Consider the following 19,917-nt stretch of genomic DNA (forward strand, 5'->3'; position numbering starts at 1 on the left):
GGAAAGACGATGGGCATGTTCGACAACATGAAGGACAAGGCCGAGGACCTGGCCAAGGAGCACCCGGACCAGGTCAACGAGGGCCTCGACAAGGCCGGCGACTTCGCCAACGAGAAGACCGGCGGCAAGTTCGAGGAGCAGATCGACAAGGGCCAGGACTTCGCCCGGGACCGGATGGGCGACGGCGAAGGCCAGGACGAGAACCAGGACAACCAGTCCTGACGGCAGTCTGAGCACAGCCTGACTCCCGCACGTCCGAGCGGCCACGCACCCCGTGGCCGCCGGCCGTGCGATCCGTAGCGGAACACGCCAGCAGGTCTTCGCCTGCGGCGCTTCCGGACGTACCCTGCTGCTCTGACACAGATGTTGGTGCTTGCAGGGGGGAACTGCATGATGCGGGATTTCTGGCCTGCGCTCGGCGGCGGGCCGGCACGCAGTCCGCTCCGTCGGATACTGATCTGGATCTCCGGTGCGTCGGCCGGGCTCGGTGCCGCGCTGGCGGCGACGATCCCGTTCGAGGGCGCGGAGCTCGTCGACATCTCCCGGCGCGGCGGTGTGCCCGGCGCGCAGCACGTGGCCGTGGACCTCGCGGATCCGGAGTCGTGGCCGGTGGTGGAAAAGGACTTCCGGCAGCGCATCGAGGCGGAAGACCCGGACCTGGTGGTGTTCATCCACACGGCCGGGGCCCAGACGCCCGCCGGGCCTGCCGACCTCGCCGACCCTGCGCAGTACACACGTAGCGTCCTGCTGAACTCGGCCGCCGCGCAGGTCCTCGGGCATTCGTTCCTCGGTGCGCTCTCCGGCTCGGATTGCGAACAGCACCTGATCATGGTGTCGCCGGGTGACGCGTACCGCCCGCAGGTCGGCGAGTCGACCCTCGGCGCCGGCAAGGCCGCGATCGATCAATGGGTCCGGTCGGTCGGGCTGGAACAACAGCGCCGAAGTCCCGGCTGCCGGGTGATCTCCGTGGCGCCCGGCCCGCTCGACAGGTTCGAGTCTCCGGACAGCGTGGCGCGGGCGATCTGGGGGTTGCTGGAGCAGGAGTTGGACAGTGGGACCGTCTTGCACCTGCGGGAGGTCACTTAGCGAGGCGGTGGACCAGTTCGCGCGTCGCCGGGTACAGATCGCCGTACGTTCGGAACAGCTCCTCGTACGTCGTTGCCGTGGACGGGTCAGGGACGACGACGTGATCGGGCTTGGTCCAATCCGTGTTCGGGGGTACTGCGCCGACGCCGATCGCCGCGAGCAGCGCGTCCCCGTACGAGGCCCCGATCGTCTGCTGCGGAACGGTTTGTGCGACGCCGGCGACGTCGCTGACGATCTGCGTCCACAGGCCGCCCTGGGTCCCGCCGCCGACCGCAACGAGGCGTTCCGCCGTGCCGAACACGTCCAGGATCTGCCGCACCCCGCAGGCGATGCCTTCGTACGTCGCACGCAGTAGGTGACCGCGGCCGTGCCGGAGCGTCAGCCCGGCGATCACGCCGCGCGCGAGCGGGTCGTAGATCGGGGTCCGCTCGCCGCTGAAGTACGGCAGCAGCACGAGCCCTTCGCTGCCGGCGGGTACGGCGGCCGCTTCCGCGAGCAGCGTCTCGAACGGGACACCACCCGTGAGGTCCTGCAGCCAGGTGGTGACGGTTCCGGACGTCGCCATCCCGGCGGCCAGCGTGTGCGATCCGCGTTCGACGCCGGACGTCGTCCACAGTCCGCGCACAGTCGTTGGGGCCTCCAACACCTGTACGAAGAACATCGTCGAGCCGTACATCAGCATCAGGTCGCCGGGACGCCGTACGCCGACGCTGAACGCCTCCGCCCACGCGTCGACGGTCCCCGCGATCACCGGGGTTCCTTCGGCCAGACCGGTCCGCGCCGCGGCATCCCCGCGTACGGCACCGATCTGTTCGGACGGCCACACCAGGCGTGGCAGCGCGAGGCCGGGCAGCACCGCCTGCACCCAGTCGGTCGCCCACTCCTGGCGGTGGATGTCGTAGAACGGGTCGCACTGGCTCGCGGTGTGATGGTCGAGCACCCACTCACCGGTCAGTTGCGCGATGACGTACGTATGCGCGCTGAACCAACGGCCCTGGGGTCGCCACGCGTCGCCGGCCTCGCGCCGCAGCCAGGCGAGCTTCGGTCCGATCGCTTGGCTGGACAGGTCCTTCCCGCAGCGTTCGAGGATCGCGTCGGCGCCGAGCTGCTCGGTGAGCTCGGCAATCTCCCGGGTCGACCGGGTGTCGACGCCGTACAGGATCGCCGGACGCCGCGGGCGCAGGTCGTCGTCGGTCTGCACGACGCACGGACCGAGACCCGACACGCAGACCGCGTCGACGTCCGTGGTGTCCAGCTCGGCGAGCACCTCGACGACGTCGCCCCACCAGTCGCGCTCGGGGTCCATCTCGGCCCAGCCCGGCTGCGGCAGGCTCGGGGCGTGGTCGCGGCGGGCGACCGCGACCACCTCACCGTCGAGCGTGCAGCGGACAGCCTTCGTACTGCCGGTACCGATGTCGACGCCGATGACGAAGCTCATCCGGCAATTCTCCAGGTATGCGAAACACCGCGGCGCAGGGACACCTCCTCGCGGCGATCCTGGTGCCGCAGCACGACCGCGGTGTCACTGTCCGCCGTGAGGACGGCGCTCGCAGCTTGGGCGGACCACGTCAGCTCCACGCCGATGCCACCACGGGCCCGGAGCCCGGTGATCGTGCCCTCCGGCCAGGCGTCCGGGAGCGCCGGGAAGATCTCGAGCTCACCGGCGTGGCTCTGCAGGAGCATCTCGGCGATGCCGGCGGTGGCACCGAAGTTGCCGTCGATCTGGAACGGCGGGTGCGCGCAGAACAGGTTCGGGTACAGGCCCGAGCCGTCGCCGACGTAGTCGGTCCCCGAGTCGCCCGCGGGCGTCAGCAGCTCGCGGACCAGCCGGTGGGCGGCCGCGCCGTTGCGAAGCCTGGCCCACAAGGAGATTCGCCAGGCAAGCGACCAACCGGTGCTCTTGTCCCCGCGCAGCTCCAGCGTCCGGGCAGCAGCCGCCGCGAGTTCCGGCGTGCCGTCCGGGGTGATCTGGTCGCCGGGGTGCAGGCCGACCAGGTGCGACGTGTGCCGGTGCTGCGGCTCGGCCTCCGGGAGGTCGGCGAGCCATTCCTGTAGTTGCCCTCGGCCACCGACCGTCGGGTCCGGGATACGCTTGCGGGCTGCCGCGAGCTCGTCGATCAACGGGTCGGTGAGGTCGAGTACGGCGGCGGTCCGGACGCAGCGGTCGAAGAGGTCCACGATCAGCAGCAGGTCCATCGTGGCCGACGTCGTGACCGAGGCGGGCTGTCCGTCGGCGGCGACGAACTCGTTCTCCGGTGACGTGGAGGGCGCGGTACCGAGGGTGCCGTCCGGCAGGTCGATCAGCCAGTCCCGCGCGAACTCGGCGGCGCCGCGGAGCGTCGGCCAGACCTCTCGCAGGTACTCACGGTCGCCGGTGAAGGCGTAGTGGTCCCAGAGGTGACGACACAACCAGACTCCGGCCAACGGCCAGCTCGACCACTTGGGGTTGCCGTCGACCGGGGCGGTCCAGCACCAGGCGTCGGCGTTGTGGTGCGCGGTCCAGCCGTTGGTGCCGTACAGGAGCTCCGCCGTCCGGCGGCCGGCCTGGGCGAGGTTCTGTACGTAGGTGAGCAGCGGCTCGTGGCACTCGGACAGCGAGGTGGTCTCGGCCGGCCAGTAGTTCATCTCGGTGTTGATGTTGACCGTGTAGTTGCTGCTCCACGGTGCCTGAAGCTGCTCGTTCCAGATCCCCTGCAGGTTGGTCGGCAGCCCACCGGGGCGGGAGCCGGCGATCATCAGGTACCGGCCGAAGTTGTAGATCAGCGCAGCCAGCCCCGGGTCGTCCCCGGCCTCGCGCAAGCGGCGGTCGGTCGTCAGGTCCACCTTCGAGGGCAGGGTGAGTACAGATCGCCGAAACAAACTCCGATAGTCGTCGACATGTTCGGCTCGCAGGTCATCCGCGCCGCGGGCGATGGCGGCGTGGACGGCGGTGTCTGCCTGCTGGCGGCAGTCGGCGTGCGTACGGGTCGGTGCCGTGAATGGGTCCTCGTAGCCCGTGGCGGTGGAGAGAACGACCAGGATTTCGGTGGCGTTGGTGACGGTCAGCGACTCGTCGTCGGAGCTGAGCGTGCCGTCGGTGTGCGCCCGCAGTACGACTGCAGCGTTCATCCCGCGGTCGTCGCCGTCGGAGTACTGGATCGGCTCGTCGACATCCCCGTGCGGCGGCGCGACCGACGACGGGCAGGTGACGAGCAGGGCCAGTCCGTTGTCCCCGACCGCTTCCGTGGTCGAGCGAAGCTGCGAGGTCAGGCGGAGCGTCATCGAAAACGGTTGCGCGGCGCCCAGACGTAGGATCAATGCCCGGGCCGGCGCGCTGACGTACACCTCCTGCCAGACGTCGGCATCGCCGACCACGTACTCCGCACGAGCGACCGCCGAGTCCAGATCGAGCCGCCGTCGGTAGCCGCTGACAGCTCCGTCCCGCTCGAAGTCGAGGAGCAGATCACCGAGCGGGAGGTACGACTGCGAGTACCCGCTGTGGAACCCGTGCGCCAACTCCTCCGCCGTCCGCACATCACCACTGGCGACCGCAGACCGCACCCGCTCGAGCGCGGCGGGTCCGACCTCACCGATCGGAGTGGCCAGCCGGCGGGCCGTCTCGGGACTTCCCGACCAGCAGGTCTCGTCGTTGAGCGCGATCCGGTCCTGCCCGGTACCGCCGAACCACATCGCGCCGATCCGGCCGTTCCCGAGCGGGAGCGCCTCGAGCCAGTTCGCCGCCGGAGCGTCGTACGTCAGCTCGGTCGCGGCAGTCATCCGATCTCTCATGCCCAGATCCTCCCCGACCGCCCCTTGCCGCGCGAGCGGGGGTCCGGCTGCTGGTCAGCTGCCCTAGGCGGCTTTGGCGAACTGAGTGGCGTACAGGTCGGCGTACAGACCGCCGTTGGCCAGCAGCTCCGCGTGGGTGCCGCGTTCCTGGATGCGGCCCTCGTCGAGGACCAGGATCACGTCGGCATTGCGGATCGTCGAGAGCCGGTGCGCGATCACCAGCGACGTCCGGCCGACCAGCGCGTTCGCGAGCGCGGTCTGGACAGCTGCCTCCGACTCGGAGTCGAGGTGCGCGGTCGCCTCGTCGAGGATCACGATCGACGGCGACTTGAGCAGCAGCCGGGCGATCGCCAAACGCTGCCGTTCACCACCGGACAACCGGTAGCCACGATCGCCGACCACGGTGTCCAGCCCGTCTGGCAGGCTGTCGACCAGCGTCGCGATCTGCGCGGCCTCGAGCGCCTGGTGCAGCTCGGCGTCGGTCGCGGCCGGACGCGCCAGCAGCAGGTTGGAGCGGATCGTGTCGTGGTACATGTGCGAGTCCTGCGTGACCACGCCGATCGCCGCGCGCAGCGAGCTCTGCGTGACCTCGCGGACGTCGTGCCCGCCGACGAGCACGGCTCCACCCGTCACGTCGTACATCCGGGAGACGAGCGACGACAGCGTGGACTTGCCGGCGCCGGACGGGCCGACGACGGCCACCATCTGACCAGGCTCGACGGTGAACGTCACGTCCTCCAGGACCTCTTCCCCGGTCTCCGCGGACAGCGTCGCAACCGACTCCAGCGAGGCGAGCGACACCTCCTTGGCGGACGGGTAGTGGAACGACACGTGGTCGAACTCGATCGACGGCTCCGCGGTCGCCGGGAGCGCCCTCGCATCCAAGCGGTCGGCAACCATCGGGGCCAGGTCGAGCACCTCGAGCACCCGCTCGAAGCTGACCAGCGTGGTCATGATGTCGACCTGGATGTTGGACAGCGCGGTCAGCGGGCCGTAGAGCCGGTTCAGGTACGCGGTCAGCGCGACGACCGTACCGATTCCGAGCGCGCCACCGACCGCGAGCACACCGCCGACGCCGTACACGAGCGCGACCGCGAGCGCCGCGACGAGAGTCAGCGAGACGCGGAACACGCCTGCGTACATGGATGTGGTGACGCCGATGTCGCGGACCCGGGCGGCCTTGCCGGCGAAGTCCTTCGACGAGTCCTGGGTGCGGCCGAACACCTTGGCGAGCACCGCGCCGGCGACGTTGAAGCGCTCGGTCATCGTCTGCGCCATGGTGGCGTTCAGCTTGTACGTCTCGGCCGTTGCCTCGCGCAACTTACCGGCGAGCAGCCGGGCCGGGATCACGAACAGCGGGAGGGCGACGAGCGCGAGCAGGGTGATCTGCCACGACATCACGAACATCGCGCCGAGCACGAGCGCGACGCTGAGCAGGTTGCTGACCACGTTGGACAGCGTCGAGGTGAACGCCTGCTGGGCGCCGAGGACGTCACCGTTCAGCCGCTGGATGAGGGCGCCGGTCTGCGTACGGCTGAAGAACGCGACGGGCAGCTGCTGGACGTGGTCGAACACGGCGGTGCGCAGGTCGTACACGAGACCTTCACCGATCCGGGCCGAGAACCAGCGTTCGGCAAGGGTGATGGCGCTGTTCGCGAGAGCGAGGACGGCGATCACCAGGGCCAGCCACACGACCACGTTCGCGTGGCCGGGGACGATGCCCTTGTCGATGATCGCGCGGAACAGCAGCGGGGTGACCGCGCCGGTGCCGGCGTCGAACGCGACGAGCACCAGGAAGACGGCCAGATAGCCGCGGTACGGGCGGGCGAAGCCGAGGATCCGGCGGAGAGTTCCCGCCGACAGTTTGTGGTGCCGGACGGAGGAGTCCTTCAGCAGCGAGCGCATCGCGCGCCCGCCCCCGCCTCCCCCACCCGGGATTCCGGAGATCTGCGACATGCAGTTCCTTTCGTCAGGGACCAGATATACTGAGGTTAACTCATTATGAGACAACCTCACAAGATCCCTGTTCATTCCCACGCGTGCGCGACCGAAGCACCCGGACGTGGGCCACTAGGCTCTGCACATGCACGCCCCCGATGACTCGACCGACACCGCCGAGCAGATCGCGGCCCTGCTGGACGGCATCGTCCGGCGGCAGCGGCGGGCCTCCCGGGAAGGCTTCGGGGAGAGCGTCACGCACGGGCAGTTCCGCGTACTGCGGACGCTGGATCAGGCGGATCAGCCGATCCGGCTGAGCGAGCTGGCGGCGCGGCTGGGGATCGTGCCGCGCTCGGCCACCTCGGTCGTCGACGACCTGGAGGCGGCGGGCCTGGTCGCCCGGCAGCCGGACCCGCACGACCGCCGAGCCACCTTGGTCGACCTGACCACGGAGGGCCGCCAGATCCTGACCACCCTCCGCGAGAAGCGCCGCGACGTCATGGTCACCCAACTGACCCGCCTGTCACCGGCGGAACAGCAGACCCTCGCCACCCTCCTCCAACGCCTCGCCGAGGGGTGACCTGGACCGCCACGCAGGCAGAACCCCCCATTTCGGGCCGAAATGAGGGGTTTTGCCCGGGTTCTGCCTGCCTGGAGAACCAGGACCGGGGAGTCAGGCCTTCTTCAGGTGGGCGATGACGCCGTCGATGTCCTCGACCAGGCGGTTGGGGCGGACCATGTGGCCGCCCGGCTCTTCGTAGGCGGTGTACGGGATCTTGGCGGCGTCGAGCGCGGCCTTGAACTCACGCTGGCCGGCCAGCACCTCGCGCTCGTTGGTGAAGTCGAACGGGTCCGGGCTCGGGCTGGTGCCCGCGACCATGAAGATCCGCTTGCCGCGGTACCGCTCGAGGTTCTGCATCGGGTTGTCGTTGGTCACCCGGGTCTCGTCCCAGGCCGGTGCGCCGTAGATCGTGCCGCCGGCCAGGTCGACGGCTGCCGAGGAAACGTTCGCCCAGTGCACGACCAGGCCGTTGTCGCGGCGCAAGCTGGGCGGGCCGGAGTGCGCGCTCACCGAGGCGAAGTGGCCGTAGTACTTCGCCGCGTACTTGAGCGCGCCGAAGCCGCCCATCGAGAAGCCCGCCACCGCACGGCCGGCGAACTCGGCGTACGTGCGGAAGTTCGCGTCCACCCACGGCACCAACTGGTTCAGGTGGAAGCTCTCCCAGTTGTGCGGGCCGGAGTTGCTGCTGACCGGGTTCGAGTACCAGCCGGCCTTGCCGCCGTCGGGCATCACCACGATCACCGGCTTGCCCGCGGTCTTCTCCCGGATGCCCTGGTGGTCGAACTCCATGAAGTCGCCGTTGCCGCCGTGCAGCAGGTACAGCACCGGGTAGGTCCGGCCGCTGGTGTGATAATCGCTCGGCAGCAGGACGTTCACGCCCGGCGCCCAACTGATCTCGGCGGTCTGGAAGCGGTAGTACCACATCCGCGGATCGTCTTCGTTCCGCTCGGTGATGTGCAGGCCGAACCCGTCGCCCGCGGCGTTCGCGGCGAGGGAGGTGGCCAGGATGGTGCCGGCGCCGAGGCCGGCGGCGACGGTCAGCCCGCCGGCGGCCTTCAGCATCGTGCGCCGGGTGGGGCGAGGTGCGCTCACCATGATCTCCTGAGGAGTAAGGGACGAGTACAGATCACCGTCGGTGACGGTGTCGATCTAAGTTAGTAGCATAACTTTGGGGTCAGCCCCGATCGAGGAGGGTTGTGACAGCGAATCCGCCCCGCCGGAAGACCGGCGGCCGGCAGGCACAGATCACCGTCGCGGACATCGAACGCGAGGGGCTGCGGCTCGGCCTGCAGAACCTGACGGTGAACGGCGTTGCCGCCGCGCTCGGCGTCAGCCCGACCGCGCTCTACCGGCACGTCGACGGCAAGCTCGGTCTCGAGGCGCTGGTCGGTGAGGCCCTGCTGCGGGACCTGCAGATCGCCGACGACCCGGAGGACGGCATCAAGGCCCACCTGCTGTCGTTCGCACAGCAGGTCCGCGACTTCGTCCTCGCCCGCCCGGGGCTGGCCGTGTACATGCAGAGCCTGTTCCCGCGCGGCGCCGCCGGGGTACGGCTGCAGCGCGAGGCGGTCGAGGCGCTCGGGCGTCGCGGGTACGGCCCCGGCGCCGCGGTCATGCTGTCCGGCGGCGTCGCCGCGCTCGCGATCAACCTCAGCGCCGCCGAGGAACGACACCGCCCGTACCTCGAAGGCGCGCACCGCCGCGAGCTCGAGAAGGTGTACGCGCTGCTCGCCGCCGACGACGTCCTCGCCCGCGCCCAGGCCGAGCTCCCCCAGATCAGCGGGGAGGCCTACTTCAGGATGGTCATGACCGCCTGCATCCGCGGCCTGGTCAGCGCGGCTGCACCCGCCCGGCCGGTCGACGACATCCTCGGCGAACTCGGCTTCAAGCCAACGCAACCCTGAGCCGATTGAGGACTTCGCGCAATCCGGGCAGGGATCGCACTGGGAACTGGTGGAGTGCGGGCATGCGTACACCGACGACGACCCCGGCACAGGCGGCCGGAATGATCCGCCAGGACCAGGAACTGTTGCTGACTCTGGTCGAGGGCCGGACCGAGCACGAGCTGCGGATGCCGTACGCCGTGAACGACGGCCCGCTCGGCCACTTCTGCGACTCGCTGCACGACCTGGTCGCCCACGTCCTGATGTGGGACGAGATCAATCTCGCCGTACTGACGGACGCCCGCGCCGGCCGCCGGCACTGGAGCCTCGACCCGCGCTGGGAGACCACTGAGATCGGCAGCGCGCTCAACCACGGTGGTGTCGAGGCCGGACGGCGGATCCCGTCCGAGCTGGTACTGCATCGGTTCCACAGCGTCGGCGCTGCGCTGATCGCCGAGATCTCGCAGTACGACGAACGTGCCTGGGCTGATCCGGCGACGGGCGGCGGGTTCGACGGCGGGATCGGAGCGCTGGCGGAGTACGTCGCGACGACGCCGGACGGGTTCTTGTTCGCACACGCGGCGCGGCACCTGCAGCCGGCGACTGTGACGGTGCCAGTGTGACGCGGATCGACAGCCCGGACTTCGGGCCCGAGACCGACGCGTTGCTGAAGCACCTCGCCGACCTGCCCGGCACGCCGGAGCTTGACCCGTACGAGGCGCTGCTGCTCGATCGCGAGGACCTCCCGGATCCGGCTTTGGCCGGCGTACGGGACCCGCGGCCGAGCGTCGAGGACCTGGTGATCGAGCTGCCGGGGCGATCGCTGGAGGCCCGCGTCTACCGGATGCCGGAGCGCCCGCGGCCGATCCTGCTGTGGCTGCACGGCGGCGGATTCGTCGGCGGGCACCTGCGCGACATCGAGTACGCGACGTCCGGGATCGCTGCCGCAGGCAACCTTACGGTGGTCTCGCTCAACTATCGCCTGGCCCCTGAAAACCCTTGTCCAGCAGGGCTTCTCGATGCGTACGAGACTCTCGGGTGGATCCGCGAGCACCTCGTCGGCGACGGGCGGATCGCGATCGGCGGCCAGAGCGCGGGCGCTGCGCTGGCCGCCGGCGCCTGCCTGCTCGCACGGGATGCGGGGACGCCGCCGCCCGATCGGCAGATCCTCTGCTACCCGGTCCTCGACCTGCACCCCGAAGAGGACTGGCACCACTGGTACTTCGGCACCGTCGAAACGCCGCCAACAGATGCCGCAGGCGCCGAAGCCGCGCTGCCCGTGGCCGCTGTGCCGTTGCGGGCCGACTCACTTGCCGGCCTCCCACCTACTCTCCTGCTTGCTGCCCAGCGGGACTCGTTGCGGGCTGACGCGGTCGCGTATGCGGCCCGGCTCGAGCACGACGGCGTACCCACCCAACTCGTCGAGTACGTGGACACCATGCACGCGTTCCTCAACTTCCCCGCCGCGCTCTCAGCCGGACGACACGCAGTCGAACTGATCGCCGCGGACCTGCAGGCGGCGTTCAGTACGCCCTTCAGTACGCCCTTCAGTGCACGCCGCTCATGAGCCGGCGGATCGGCCGGACGCCCAGCACGAGCAGGCCGCCGAGCACCAGTGCGACCCCGCCGATCACTCCGAAGTACGCCGACTCGTGGTCGGCGCTGTAGAACTTCGCGAGCACGCCGGACAACGCCGTACCGAGGGCGACGGAAAGGAAGAACAGGGCAACCATCTGGGTCCGGAACGCCTCCGGCGCGAGCTTGGTCGACAGCGACAGCCCGACCGGCGAGATCAGCAGTTCGGCGATCGTGAAGACGAGCAGGATGCCGGACAGCCCGAGCAGCGGCGCGCTGTTCGGGCCGCCGCCGGCCATCGTCAGGAAAAGCAGGAACGCGACGCCCATCACCGCGAGCCCGGCGCTGAACTTGACCGGTGTCGACGGCTGCCGTGAACCGAGCTTCGTCCACAGCGCGGCGAACACCCCGGACAGCACGATGATCATCACCGGGTTGATCGACTGCACGAACGACACCGGCATCTGCCAGCCGAAGATGTTCCGGTCCAGGCGCTGGTCGGAGTAGATCGTCACGACCGTGAACTGCTGCTGGTACAGCGACCAGAACGCCGCGCTGGCGATGAAGAGTGGGATGAACGCCTGGACGCGGCGCCGCTCGACGTCGCTCAACTGGCTGCTGCGCAGGATCACCGCGAAGTAGATGACCGCGGCGACCGCACTGATCACGGCCACTGCGGTCGCGTACCCCGACGCCGGCAGCACACCGGAGACGAGCAGTACGACGACCACGACGAGCACGGCCGCGGCGACCAGGGCGGTACGGCGGACTGCCTCGCGCGGCAGCGGGTTCGGGACCTCGCGGGCGGCGGCGCTCAGCCGGCGACGTCCGGCGCCGTACTGCACGATGCCGAGGAACATCCCGACGGCCGCCAGACCGAAGCCGTAGTGGAACCCCACGTTCTTCTGCAGCAGGCCGGTGAGCAGTGGTCCGACCAGTGCACCGAGGTTGATGCCGAGGTAGAACAAGGAGAAGCCGCCGTCGCGGCGTTCGTCGTGTTCGCCGTACAGGGTGCCGACGAGGGACGTCGCGTTGGCCTTGACGCCACCGCTGCCGAAGCCGATCAGCACCAGGCCGACCGCGACCCCGCCGATGCCGGGCAGCAGGCCCAGGGCGATGTGCCCGCACATCACGACGATGGCGCTGTAGAACAGGGTGCGTTCGGGGCCGATCAGCCGGTCGGCGAGCCAGGCGCCGAGGATCGTGGACAGGTAGACCAGGCCGCCGTACGCGCCGACGATGCTGGTCGCGGTGCCCTCGTCGATGCCGAGACCGCCGCGGTCGGCGGAGTAGTACAGGTAGATCAGCAGGATGCCCTGCATGCCGTAGAACGAGAACCGTTCCCACAGCTCGACGCCGAAGAGGTTGGCGAGCACCGGCGGGTGCCCGAAGAACGTACGGCCGGTCGGCTCGGTGTCCGTCCCGCTCACAACTGGTTCTCCTAGTGGTCGGGGCCAAGGGTCGGCGCTAGTGGTCGGCGCTAGTGGTCGGCTCGGTGGGTGAAGAACCTGGCCGGGTCGCCGGCGGCCCGCGGGTTCGAGGCCAGCCAGGTGGCGAACGAGTCGGGGTGGCGGTGCTCGAGCTCGTCCAGGTAGGCCCGCCGGACATCGACCATCGCCTGCCGGCGGTCGGCGCTCGCGGCCCGCTGGAGCTGCGTGAAGCTGCGCCGCCAGGCCAGGCAGAGCTCGTCGTCGCTGAGCTCACCGACGCTGCGCACGACGGCGGTGAGGTACTTCGGCAGCGGCAGGTCGGCGACTGCCGAGCTCTCGGCCGAGACCGCCTTCAGCTGTCTGTTGGATGCCTTGGGCAACCGTACCGTACGGCGGCGGTGCGGGGCCGCGGGACGCTCCGGACGGCCGGCGCGCAGCCAGCCGATCACCGGCGGGGAGACGCCGACGACGAGCAGGACCAGCATCACGGTCCGGGCGCCGACCGCGGCGGCGTACCCGCAGATCGCGAGCACGCCGAGCCCGCCGAGGACGGCCCCGCGCGGCACCACCCGGAGGAGGTCTCCGTTCGGCAGGTCGCGGCCGAGGCCGATGCTCAGGCAGACGGCGCCGACCGTGAACACGGCGACCAGGAACGCCGCCAGATTCGTCGCCGGTGACACGAACACCAGCGAGGTGACCACCCCGATCGCGGCAAGCAGGCCCACGGCCGCCCGCCAGATTCGCTCATAGCGCAGCCCGACGTCCACCATGCTCACCCAGTGCCCCATCACCCGGTCCTCCAACCGGAGTCCGACGGCTCCTACCCCAGTGTTACTCGCCGGACGGCTTGAATGAAGGCTGACGTGGCCGGTGGACGAGAATCTCAGTTTCCGGTTCGCAGTTGTTCGGTGATCAGCTGGCCGACCTGATCCAGTTCGATCAGGAAGCCGTCGTGGCCGTACGGCGAATTGATGAGGTGGAGCGGACCGGCCGCCGGGTGGGCTGAGGTGATGGCTCTGGACTGAGACGGTGGGTAGAGGCGGTCGGAGTCGACGGCGGCCACCACCGTCCGCGCCTTCAGGCCGGTCAAGGTCTCGGGCAGGTCGCCGCGGTCGCGGGTGATGTCGTGGGTGTTCATGGCGCGGGTCAGAGCGACGTAGGAACCAGGGTCGAAGCGGTTGCTGAGTTTGTCGGCATGATGATCCAGGTACGACTCGACGGCGTACCGACCTCCGGACAGCGGATCCTCGCCGGGCTGGGCGGCGCGACCGAAACGTGCGGCGAGTTCCGGTTCGGAGCGATAGGTGACGTGCGCGATCCGGCGCGCGATTCCGAGGCCGGCCATGGGTGCACGACCAGTGCCGTAGTAGTCGCCGCCCTGTCGGCGTACAGCAGCGGCCATTCCAGCGCGCGCATGCCACCCATCGAGCCGCCGATCACCGCCGCCCAGCGGTCGATGCCGAGCGCATCGGCGAGCAGCGCCTCGGCAGCAACCTGGTCCCGGACGGTGAGCGCGGGGGAAGCGACTCCCCCACGCCCGCCCGTCCGGGGCCTCGGTCGACGGCCCGGTGGTTCCCTGACAACCACCGAGCACGTTGGCCGCGACGACGTACCAGTCCGCCGGATCGAGGTACCGGGTCAGCCCGTCCCACCAGCCGGGTGTCGGCTGACCGGGACCGGCCGGGCCGACGACGTGCGCGTCGCCGGTGAGCGCGTGACAGATCAGTACGGCGTTGTCCCGGGCGGCGTTCGGCCGGCCCCAGGTCTCGTACGTGATCCGCACGCCGGGAAGCGTCGTACCGCTGTCCAGCTTCAGGTCCCCGACCTCGGCGAACTGCTTCACCAGGCCGGGCCTAGGCCTTGGCCGCCGCGAAGCCGACCTCGAGGTCGGCCAGGATGTCGTCGATGTGCTCGATCCCGACGGCCAGCCGCACCAGGCCGGCGGTCACCCCCGCCGCGGCCAGATCCTCCTCGGCGAGCTGGCTGTGCGTCGTCGAGGCCGGGTGGATGACGAGTGAGCGTACGTCGCCGATGTTCGCGACGTGGCTGTGCAACAGCAGCGCGTCCACGAACCGCTTGCCCGCGTCCACGCCGCCCTTGATCTCGAACGACACGACGGCGCCCGCGCCACGCGGCGCGTACTTCTGGGCCAGCTCGTACCAGGGCGACGACGGCAGGCTCGCGTACGCGACCGACTCCACCTCGTCACGCTGCTCGAGCCACTGCGCGACCTTGAGCGCGTTGTCGACGTGCCGCTCGATCCGCAGCGACAACGTCTCCAGGCCCTGGGCGATCAGGAACGCGTTGAACGGCGACGCCGCCGGGCCGAGGTCGCGCAGCCACTGCACGCGGGCCTTCAGGATGTACGCCAGGTTGCCGAGGTCCGACCCGACGCCGAGGTCACGCGCGTACGTCAGCCCGTGGTAACTCGGATCCGGGTTGTTGAAGCCGGGGAACCGCTCCGGGTCCGCCGCGTAGTCGAACGTGCCGGAGTCCACGATCACGCCCGCGATCGCGGTCCCGTGCCCGCCGAGGTACTTGGTCGCCGAGTGCACGACGATGTCCGCGCCGTGCTCGATCGGGCGGATCAGGTACGGCGTGGCGACCGTGTTGTCGACGACCAGCGGTACTCCGGCGGTGTGCGCGACGCCCGCGACGCCGGCGATGTCGAGGATCTCGCTCTTCGGGTTCGCGATCGTCTCGGCGAAGAATGCCTTCGTGTTCGGGTGAACCGCGGCCCGCCAGGACTCGAGATCGTTGGGATCCTCAACGAACGACACCTCGATCCCGAGCTTCGGGAACGTGTAGTGGAACAGGTTGTACGTCCCGCCGTACAGGCTGGGGCTGCTGACGATGTGATCGCCGGCCTCGGCGACGTTGAGCAGCGCGAGCGTCTCGGCGGACTGCCCGGACGCGAGCAGCAGCGCCGCCGTACCACCCTCCAGGCGGGCGATCCGCTGCTCGACCGCGTCCTGGGTCGGGTTCTGGATCCGGGTGTAGATGTTGCCGAACTCCTTCAGCCCGAACAGGCCGGCCGCGTGGTCGGTGCTGTCGAAGGTGTACGACGTGGTCTGGTAGATCGGCAGCGCACGGGCCTTGGTGGTCGGGTCGGCGGTCTGGCCGGCATGGACCTGCCGGGTCTCGAACGACCAACTGGGTTCGGTCATCTCGTCCTTCTCTCGGGTCACGGTGTGTGATCAAAAGATACTAATTAGATCGACTTACTGGTCTGCATCTCACGGAATGGACGGTTGCAATGCAACCGGTTGCATGGTGGACTCACCGCTATGACCCGCATCGCCATCGCCGGCGCCGCTCACCCGCACGTGGCCTACGCGACCGCGGAGGTCGACCGGTCAAGCGAGTACGAACTGGTGGCGGTCGCCGACCCGTCCCGCGAGACGGCCGAGCGCTGGGCCGGGCCGTACGACGCGAAGGTCTTCACCGACCACCAGGAACTGCTCCGCGAGGTCGAGCCGGACGTGGTGATGGTCGCGGGGATCTACGGCGACCGCGGCCGGGTCGTCGTCGACGCACTGAACGCGGGCAGTCACGTGATCGCCGACAAGCCGCTGTGCACCACGCTCGAGGAGCTCGACGCGATCGCCGAGGCCGCGCACCGTACCGGCCGGCACGTCACGCTGCTCCTGGAGAAGCGCTACTACCCCGTGACGCTCGCGGCCCGCGAGATCGCCGACCGGCTCGGCACGATCCACGGCGTCACGTCGTCCGGACCGCACAAGCTGAACCGCCCGACCCGCCCGGACTGGTTCTTCGAGCGCGAGCGGTACGGCGGCCTGCTCAACGACCTCGCCGTGCACGACCTCGACGTCGCACTCCTCTTCACCGGACTCACCAGCGGCACCGTGAGCGGCGCGATCGTCGACGGCCGGTACGGCGTCGCGACGCTGACCGGACCCGGCGCGCTGATCACCGCCGGAGTGGACTGGATGACGCCGGCCGGATCACCGATGCACGGCGACTACCGGATGAAGCTGACCGGCACCGAGGGCACGGCCGAACTTCTCTGGGCCCGCAACCGTCTCGTCCTCACCACCACCGACCTCGAGCCGCACGACGTCCCACTGCCGGCCGGCCACCGCCCCGCCGAGCTGCCCCTCAAGGCGCTTGCCACAGGCAATGAACCGGACATCAGCACCGAGCGCAGCCTGCTCGCCACCCGGCTCGCGCTGCTCGCCCAGCAATCCGCCGAGACCGGTGGCGCAGCGCTGCCCTGGAACGCCGGCTGAGTGTCGTCCGCAACTGATCGGAGAGATCCCATGCGTTTCGCCATCATCGGTGCCGGTGTGATCGGCGCCGTGCACGCCCGCCTGATCGAAGCGCTCGGCGACGAGGCCGCCCTGGTCGCGGTCGTCGACCGGGACCTCGACCGGGCCGGCAAACTCGTCGAGCAGTATGGCGGGCACGCGTACGCGAGTGCCGCCGAGGCGTACGCCGCGGAGCAGGTGGACGCGGTCGCGATCTGCCTGCCGAGTGCCCTGCACGCGGACAACGCGATCGAGGCGCTGCAGGCCGGCAAGGACGTGATTGTCGAGAAGCCCGTGGACATCACGCTCGCGGCCGCGGACCGGATGATCGAGGCGCAGCGAGCCACCGGCCGTACGGTCGCCGTGATCAGCCAGCGCCGGTTCCAGCCGCCGGTGACGCAGATCCGGTCCGCGATCGACGGCGGTGCGCTCGGCCGCGTCACCTCCGGGATCGCCGAGTCGGCGTTCTTCCGCCCGCAGTCGTACTACGACGGCGACGACTGGCGCGGAACCCTCGCGGTCGACGGCGGCGGCGCCCTGATGAACCAGGGCATCCACGCGCTGGACCTCCTGGTGTGGATGCTCGGCCGCCCGGTCCAGGTCAGCGCGCAGACCGGCCGGCTGGCGCACGACGGCATCGAGGTCGAGGACCTCGCCGGCGCGTCGATCCTGTTCGAGAGCGGGGCGATCGGGCTGCTGCTCGCCAGTACGGCCGCGTACCCGGGCCGTCCGGTGCGGCTGACGATCCACGGCGACCAGGGCACCGCGATCCTGGACGACGACGAGCTGGCGTACTTCTCGGCCGCCGATGCCGAACGCCCCGAGGCGCCGGTCCTCGACGGGCCGGCCGGCTGGGGTGCGACCGAGCTCGCGCACCTCGCGCAGTACCGCGACTTCATCGCCGCCGTCCGCGAAGGGCGCGAACCGGCCGTCACGGCCGCCGCCGGCCGCCGGTCGCTGGCGACCGTGCTTGCCGTCTACGAATCCGCCCGCACCGGGCGCCCTGTCGAACTGGAGAGCTGATGCGCATCGCCTTGGTAGGGACCGAGAACAGCCACGCCGATCACATCGTCCAGCACCTGAACGTCGACAAGCTTTCCGAGACTGCCCGCGTGGTCGCGCTGGTCGGCGACGACGAGCGCACCCGGAAGCTCGCCGCCGCCGGTGGGATCGAGCAGATCGTCCCGACCACGACCGAATTGCTCGGCAGCGTCGACGCGTTGATCATCACGAACCGCGACGGCGCGGCGCATCGCGAGCACGCCGTACCGTTCCTCGAGGCCGGCGTGCCGGTGTGGGTGGACAAGCCGCTGGCTGCCAGTACGGCGGATGCGCGGGCGATCCTCGACGCTGCGCAGCGCGGTGGCGCGCCGGTGACGTCGTACTCCGCGGTGCGGTGGGTCGCGGACGCCGATGCACTCGCGGCGAGTGACGTCGGCGAGCTGCAGGCGGTCACGGTGACCGGGCCGGCCGATCCGCACAGTGAGTACAGCGGGATCTTCTTCTACGGCATCCATGCGGCCGACCTGGCGCAGCGCTTGGCGCCGGGCGAGCCAGGGCCGGTTGAGGTCGAGCGGGTCGGGTCGACGGTTGTCGTGCGGTACCGGTGCAACGACGTGCTCGTCACGCTGCAACTCGTCAAGCCGACGGACGCCGGGCGGGTCCCGTTCCACGCCGAGGTCGTCGGGCGAACGGCGCTCGTGAGCCGCGACGTACAGCTGGACTCGGAGTATGTCGTACCGGGGCTGAAGGTCTTCCTCAAGATGCTGGAGACCGGCGAGCGCCCGCTCGACGACGCGACGATGCTGGCCCCGATCACCGTTCTGGAACAGGTGTGAAGCGACTCGTCGCGGCACTCACGTTGCTGCTCGTCGCCGGGTCGTTCACCCCCGCCGCGGCATCCGAGGTGGCGGTGGTCGCGCCGGAGATCACGATCGACTCGCCGACCGACGGTGCCGGTGCGGACGCCGGTGGTGTCACGGTCCGCGGGCACTACACCCAGGTGTCGGACATCCAGCTGGTTGTCGACGCGCAGCGGACCGTGCCGGCGACGATGGATGCCGCGACCGGGACGTGGAGTGCGAAGGTCTCGCTGAAGGACAGCAACGGGACCGTCGGAATCGCTGCCTACGGCAAGAACCTGGAGACGCTGTACAACCAGTGGTCGCCGTTCGTCACGGTGGACGTGCACAACCCGCGCGCTTCCAGGCCGGTAGTCACGATCACCTCGCCCGCGATAGGTGCGGCGCTGGGCGGGTCCCGGATCATGACCACGATCGCGGTCAGCTCCACTCGTCCGATCCGTCGGGTCGAGGCGCGGGTCAACGGTGGCGCCTGGCGGGCCGCGCAACGGACGGGCAGTGGCTATCGCGTGCAGTTCGCGGCCGCGAAGGGCTTCGCCGGGATCGAGGCGCGTGCGGTCGACGTCACCGGACAGGTCGGGACGTCAGCCACCACGTACGTCGGTGTCGACGGCGCGGTGCGGCCGGTGCAGCAGCGGTACAACCAGGATCGGGCGATGTGGTTGTGGGAGCAGAACTCGTACCCGGCCGTCTTCGACCGGACGGCGCGCGATCAGCTCGGCCGGTTCATGGACGACACCACCACGTACGGGTCGGATCCGATCCGTACGTTGTACGTCGGCGTTGCGGCGTACGAGGGGCGCGACATGCTGAAGGACTCGCGCGGTCAGGTGGCCGCGTTCGTTCGCTGGGCCCGTGGGCGTGGGTATCACGTGCAGGCGGTGATCGCGGGCGGGACCGTGCCGCCGTACCTGGGGGCGCTGCCGCAGTACCAGGACCGCGCCGTCGCCGAGTTCACCAAGGTGCTCGACTACAACCTCGCCGTACCGGCCGACGCCCAGTTTGACGGGGTGAACGTGGACATCGAGCCGTACCTGTTGCCGCAGTGGAAAGCGGCTGGGACGACGCTGCCGGCGCACTGGCTCGATCTGCTGGAGAAGTTCATGCAGTTGCGCGACGCGTCCGGTGAGCAACTGCTCGTCGGCCCAGCGATCCCGTTCTGGTTCGACAGCTCGGACTGCTGTACGGCGATCACCTGGCACGGCCGGACCGCGCCGCTGAGCGACCACGTCCAGGACCTCACCGACTACGTCTCGCTGATGGACTACACCGACACCGCGACCGGGATCATCGCACGCGCTGACCACGAGGTCGCGTACGCCGCGACGATCGGCAAGCCCGGGTCGGTGGTGATCGGCATCGAGACCAAGGACCTCTCCGGCACCGGCGACCCGGAGTCGGTCACGTTCTACGAGGAGGGCCGCGCCTACCTCGAGTCCGAGCTGGACAAGGTCTACGCCGCCGAGGCCACCGCCCCAGGCTTCGCCGGCATCGCCATGCACCACTACGGCAGCCTCCTCGTCCTCCCGAAGTAGCCCTCACGTA

Annotated in this window: 18 protein-coding genes; 10 read left to right on the plus strand and 8 right to left on the minus strand. The window is 69.8% G+C overall.

The window, feature by feature from the left end:
• Positions 1–9: 9 nt before the first annotated feature.
• Positions 10–222, plus strand: a complete 213-nt coding sequence (locus ACGFI6_RS03695) for an antitoxin (protein ID WP_393115047.1) — start codon at positions 10–12, stop codon at positions 220–222.
• Between the two features lie 168 nt (positions 223–390).
• Positions 391–1,086 (plus strand): SDR family NAD(P)-dependent oxidoreductase, encoded by a 696-nt coding sequence (locus tag ACGFI6_RS03700; protein WP_393115048.1) that lies wholly within the window; start codon positions 391–393, stop codon positions 1,084–1,086.
• On the opposite strand, the gene ACGFI6_RS03705 is transcribed toward ACGFI6_RS03700, so the two are convergent.
• The 3 genes from ACGFI6_RS03705 to ACGFI6_RS03715 all read right to left on the minus strand — a co-directional run bounded on the left by ACGFI6_RS03705 (position 1,079) and on the right by ACGFI6_RS03715 (position 6,810).
• The gene (locus ACGFI6_RS03705) at positions 1,079–2,524 is read right to left on the minus strand and encodes an FGGY-family carbohydrate kinase (protein WP_393115049.1); all 1,446 of its coding nucleotides are present in this window, start codon (positions 2,522–2,524) and stop codon (positions 1,079–1,081) included. The two genes, ACGFI6_RS03700 and ACGFI6_RS03705, sit on opposite strands and share 8 nt — an antisense overlap.
• The gene (locus ACGFI6_RS03710; protein WP_393115051.1) at positions 2,521–4,854 is read right to left on the minus strand and encodes a glycoside hydrolase N-terminal domain-containing protein; all 2,334 of its coding nucleotides are present in this window, start codon (positions 4,852–4,854) and stop codon (positions 2,521–2,523) included. Before ACGFI6_RS03710 ends, ACGFI6_RS03705 begins: the two co-directional genes overlap by 4 nt.
• 63 nt (positions 4,855–4,917) lie before the next feature.
• Entirely contained in the window at positions 4,918–6,810 is a 1,893-nt protein-coding gene (locus ACGFI6_RS03715; protein ID WP_393115052.1) for an ABC transporter ATP-binding protein, read from the minus strand.
• Between the two features lie 127 nt (positions 6,811–6,937).
• Between ACGFI6_RS03715 and ACGFI6_RS03720 the strand changes: the two genes are divergently transcribed.
• A complete protein-coding gene (locus tag ACGFI6_RS03720) occupies positions 6,938–7,372 on the plus strand; it encodes a MarR family winged helix-turn-helix transcriptional regulator (RefSeq protein ID WP_393115053.1) in 435 nt (144 codons plus the stop codon).
• Positions 7,373–7,465: 93 nt separating this feature from the next.
• On the opposite strand, the gene ACGFI6_RS03725 is transcribed toward ACGFI6_RS03720, so the two are convergent.
• Positions 7,466–8,446 (minus strand): alpha/beta hydrolase, encoded by a 981-nt coding sequence (locus tag ACGFI6_RS03725; protein ID WP_393115054.1) that lies wholly within the window; start codon positions 8,444–8,446, stop codon positions 7,466–7,468.
• 104 nt (positions 8,447–8,550) lie between these two features.
• Here ACGFI6_RS03725 and ACGFI6_RS03730 point away from each other — a divergent pair, with 104 nt between their 5' ends.
• The 3 genes from ACGFI6_RS03730 (at position 8,551) to ACGFI6_RS03740 (ending at position 10,804) form a co-directional block, all read left to right on the plus strand.
• On the plus strand, positions 8,551–9,258 hold the full coding sequence (locus tag ACGFI6_RS03730; protein ID WP_393115055.1) for a TetR/AcrR family transcriptional regulator: 708 nt from the start codon (positions 8,551–8,553) through the stop codon (positions 9,256–9,258).
• A gap of 62 nt (positions 9,259–9,320) precedes the next feature.
• The gene (locus ACGFI6_RS03735) at positions 9,321–9,860 is read left to right on the plus strand and encodes a hypothetical protein (protein WP_393115056.1); all 540 of its coding nucleotides are present in this window, start codon (positions 9,321–9,323) and stop codon (positions 9,858–9,860) included.
• Positions 9,857–10,804, plus strand: a complete 948-nt coding sequence (locus ACGFI6_RS03740; RefSeq protein WP_393115057.1) for an alpha/beta hydrolase — start codon at positions 9,857–9,859, stop codon at positions 10,802–10,804. Before ACGFI6_RS03735 ends, ACGFI6_RS03740 begins: the two co-directional genes overlap by 4 nt.
• Here the strand turns inward: ACGFI6_RS03740 and ACGFI6_RS03745 are convergent.
• The 4 genes from ACGFI6_RS03745 to ACGFI6_RS03760 form a co-directional block, all read right to left on the minus strand.
• The gene (locus ACGFI6_RS03745; protein ID WP_393115059.1) at positions 10,785–12,242 is read right to left on the minus strand and encodes a peptide MFS transporter; all 1,458 of its coding nucleotides are present in this window, start codon (positions 12,240–12,242) and stop codon (positions 10,785–10,787) included. The genes ACGFI6_RS03740 and ACGFI6_RS03745 overlap by 20 nt on opposite strands.
• A 50-nt stretch (positions 12,243–12,292) precedes the next feature.
• Complete coding sequence (locus tag ACGFI6_RS03750; RefSeq protein WP_393115060.1) at positions 12,293–13,030, minus strand: hypothetical protein; 738 nt, start codon at positions 13,028–13,030, stop codon at positions 12,293–12,295.
• Between the two features lie 95 nt (positions 13,031–13,125).
• Complete coding sequence (locus ACGFI6_RS03755) at positions 13,126–14,085, minus strand: alpha/beta fold hydrolase family protein (RefSeq protein ID WP_393115061.1); 960 nt, start codon at positions 14,083–14,085, stop codon at positions 13,126–13,128.
• A 10-nt stretch (positions 14,086–14,095) separates the two neighbouring features.
• The gene (locus ACGFI6_RS03760) at positions 14,096–15,430 is read right to left on the minus strand and encodes a bifunctional o-acetylhomoserine/o-acetylserine sulfhydrylase (protein WP_393115062.1); all 1,335 of its coding nucleotides are present in this window, start codon (positions 15,428–15,430) and stop codon (positions 14,096–14,098) included.
• A gap of 99 nt (positions 15,431–15,529) precedes the next feature.
• On the opposite strand from ACGFI6_RS03760, the gene ACGFI6_RS03765 reads away from it, so the two are divergent.
• Genes ACGFI6_RS03765 through ACGFI6_RS03780 form a run of 4 tightly spaced genes read left to right on the plus strand, consistent with a single transcriptional unit; the run spans position 15,530 to position 19,907 of the window.
• Positions 15,530–16,492 (plus strand): Gfo/Idh/MocA family protein, encoded by a 963-nt coding sequence (locus ACGFI6_RS03765; protein WP_393115063.1) that lies wholly within the window; start codon positions 15,530–15,532, stop codon positions 16,490–16,492.
• Between the two features lie 30 nt (positions 16,493–16,522).
• Complete coding sequence (locus ACGFI6_RS03770; RefSeq protein ID WP_393115064.1) at positions 16,523–17,533, plus strand: Gfo/Idh/MocA family protein; 1,011 nt, start codon at positions 16,523–16,525, stop codon at positions 17,531–17,533.
• The gene (locus tag ACGFI6_RS03775) at positions 17,533–18,348 is read left to right on the plus strand and encodes a Gfo/Idh/MocA family protein (protein ID WP_393115065.1); all 816 of its coding nucleotides are present in this window, start codon (positions 17,533–17,535) and stop codon (positions 18,346–18,348) included. Before ACGFI6_RS03770 ends, ACGFI6_RS03775 begins: the two co-directional genes overlap by 1 nt.
• Positions 18,345–19,907, plus strand: coding sequence for an Ig-like domain-containing protein (locus tag ACGFI6_RS03780; protein WP_393115066.1), 1,563 nt, complete (start codon positions 18,345–18,347; stop codon positions 19,905–19,907). Before ACGFI6_RS03775 ends, ACGFI6_RS03780 begins: the two co-directional genes overlap by 4 nt.
• Positions 19,908–19,917: the final 10 nt, after the last annotated feature.

Source organism: Kribbella sp. NPDC048928, from assembly GCF_043197975.1.
In the GTDB taxonomy this organism is placed as follows: domain Bacteria; phylum Actinomycetota; class Actinomycetes; order Propionibacteriales; family Kribbellaceae; genus Kribbella.

Coding starts and splice junctions, on each gene's coding strand:
- ACGFI6_RS03695 (WP_393115047.1), top strand. CDS start 10: ATGGGCATGTTCGACAACATGAAGGACAAGGCCGAGGACCTGGCCAAG.
- ACGFI6_RS03700 (WP_393115048.1), top strand. CDS start 391: ATGATGCGGGATTTCTGGCCTGCGCTCGGCGGCGGGCCGGCACGCAGT.
- ACGFI6_RS03705 (WP_393115049.1), bottom strand. CDS start 2,524: ATGAGCTTCGTCATCGGCGTCGACATCGGTACCGGCAGTACGAAGGCT.
- ACGFI6_RS03710 (WP_393115051.1), bottom strand. CDS start 4,854: ATGAGAGATCGGATGACTGCCGCGACCGAGCTGACGTACGACGCTCCG.
- ACGFI6_RS03715 (WP_393115052.1), bottom strand. CDS start 6,810: ATGTCGCAGATCTCCGGAATCCCGGGTGGGGGAGGCGGGGGCGGGCGC.
- ACGFI6_RS03720 (WP_393115053.1), top strand. CDS start 6,938: ATGCACGCCCCCGATGACTCGACCGACACCGCCGAGCAGATCGCGGCC.
- ACGFI6_RS03735 (WP_393115056.1), top strand. CDS start 9,321: ATGCGTACACCGACGACGACCCCGGCACAGGCGGCCGGAATGATCCGC.
- ACGFI6_RS03750 (WP_393115060.1), bottom strand. CDS start 13,030: ATGGGGCACTGGGTGAGCATGGTGGACGTCGGGCTGCGCTATGAGCGA.
- ACGFI6_RS03765 (WP_393115063.1), top strand. CDS start 15,530: ATGACCCGCATCGCCATCGCCGGCGCCGCTCACCCGCACGTGGCCTAC.
- ACGFI6_RS03770 (WP_393115064.1), top strand. CDS start 16,523: ATGCGTTTCGCCATCATCGGTGCCGGTGTGATCGGCGCCGTGCACGCC.
- ACGFI6_RS03775 (WP_393115065.1), top strand. CDS start 17,533: ATGCGCATCGCCTTGGTAGGGACCGAGAACAGCCACGCCGATCACATC.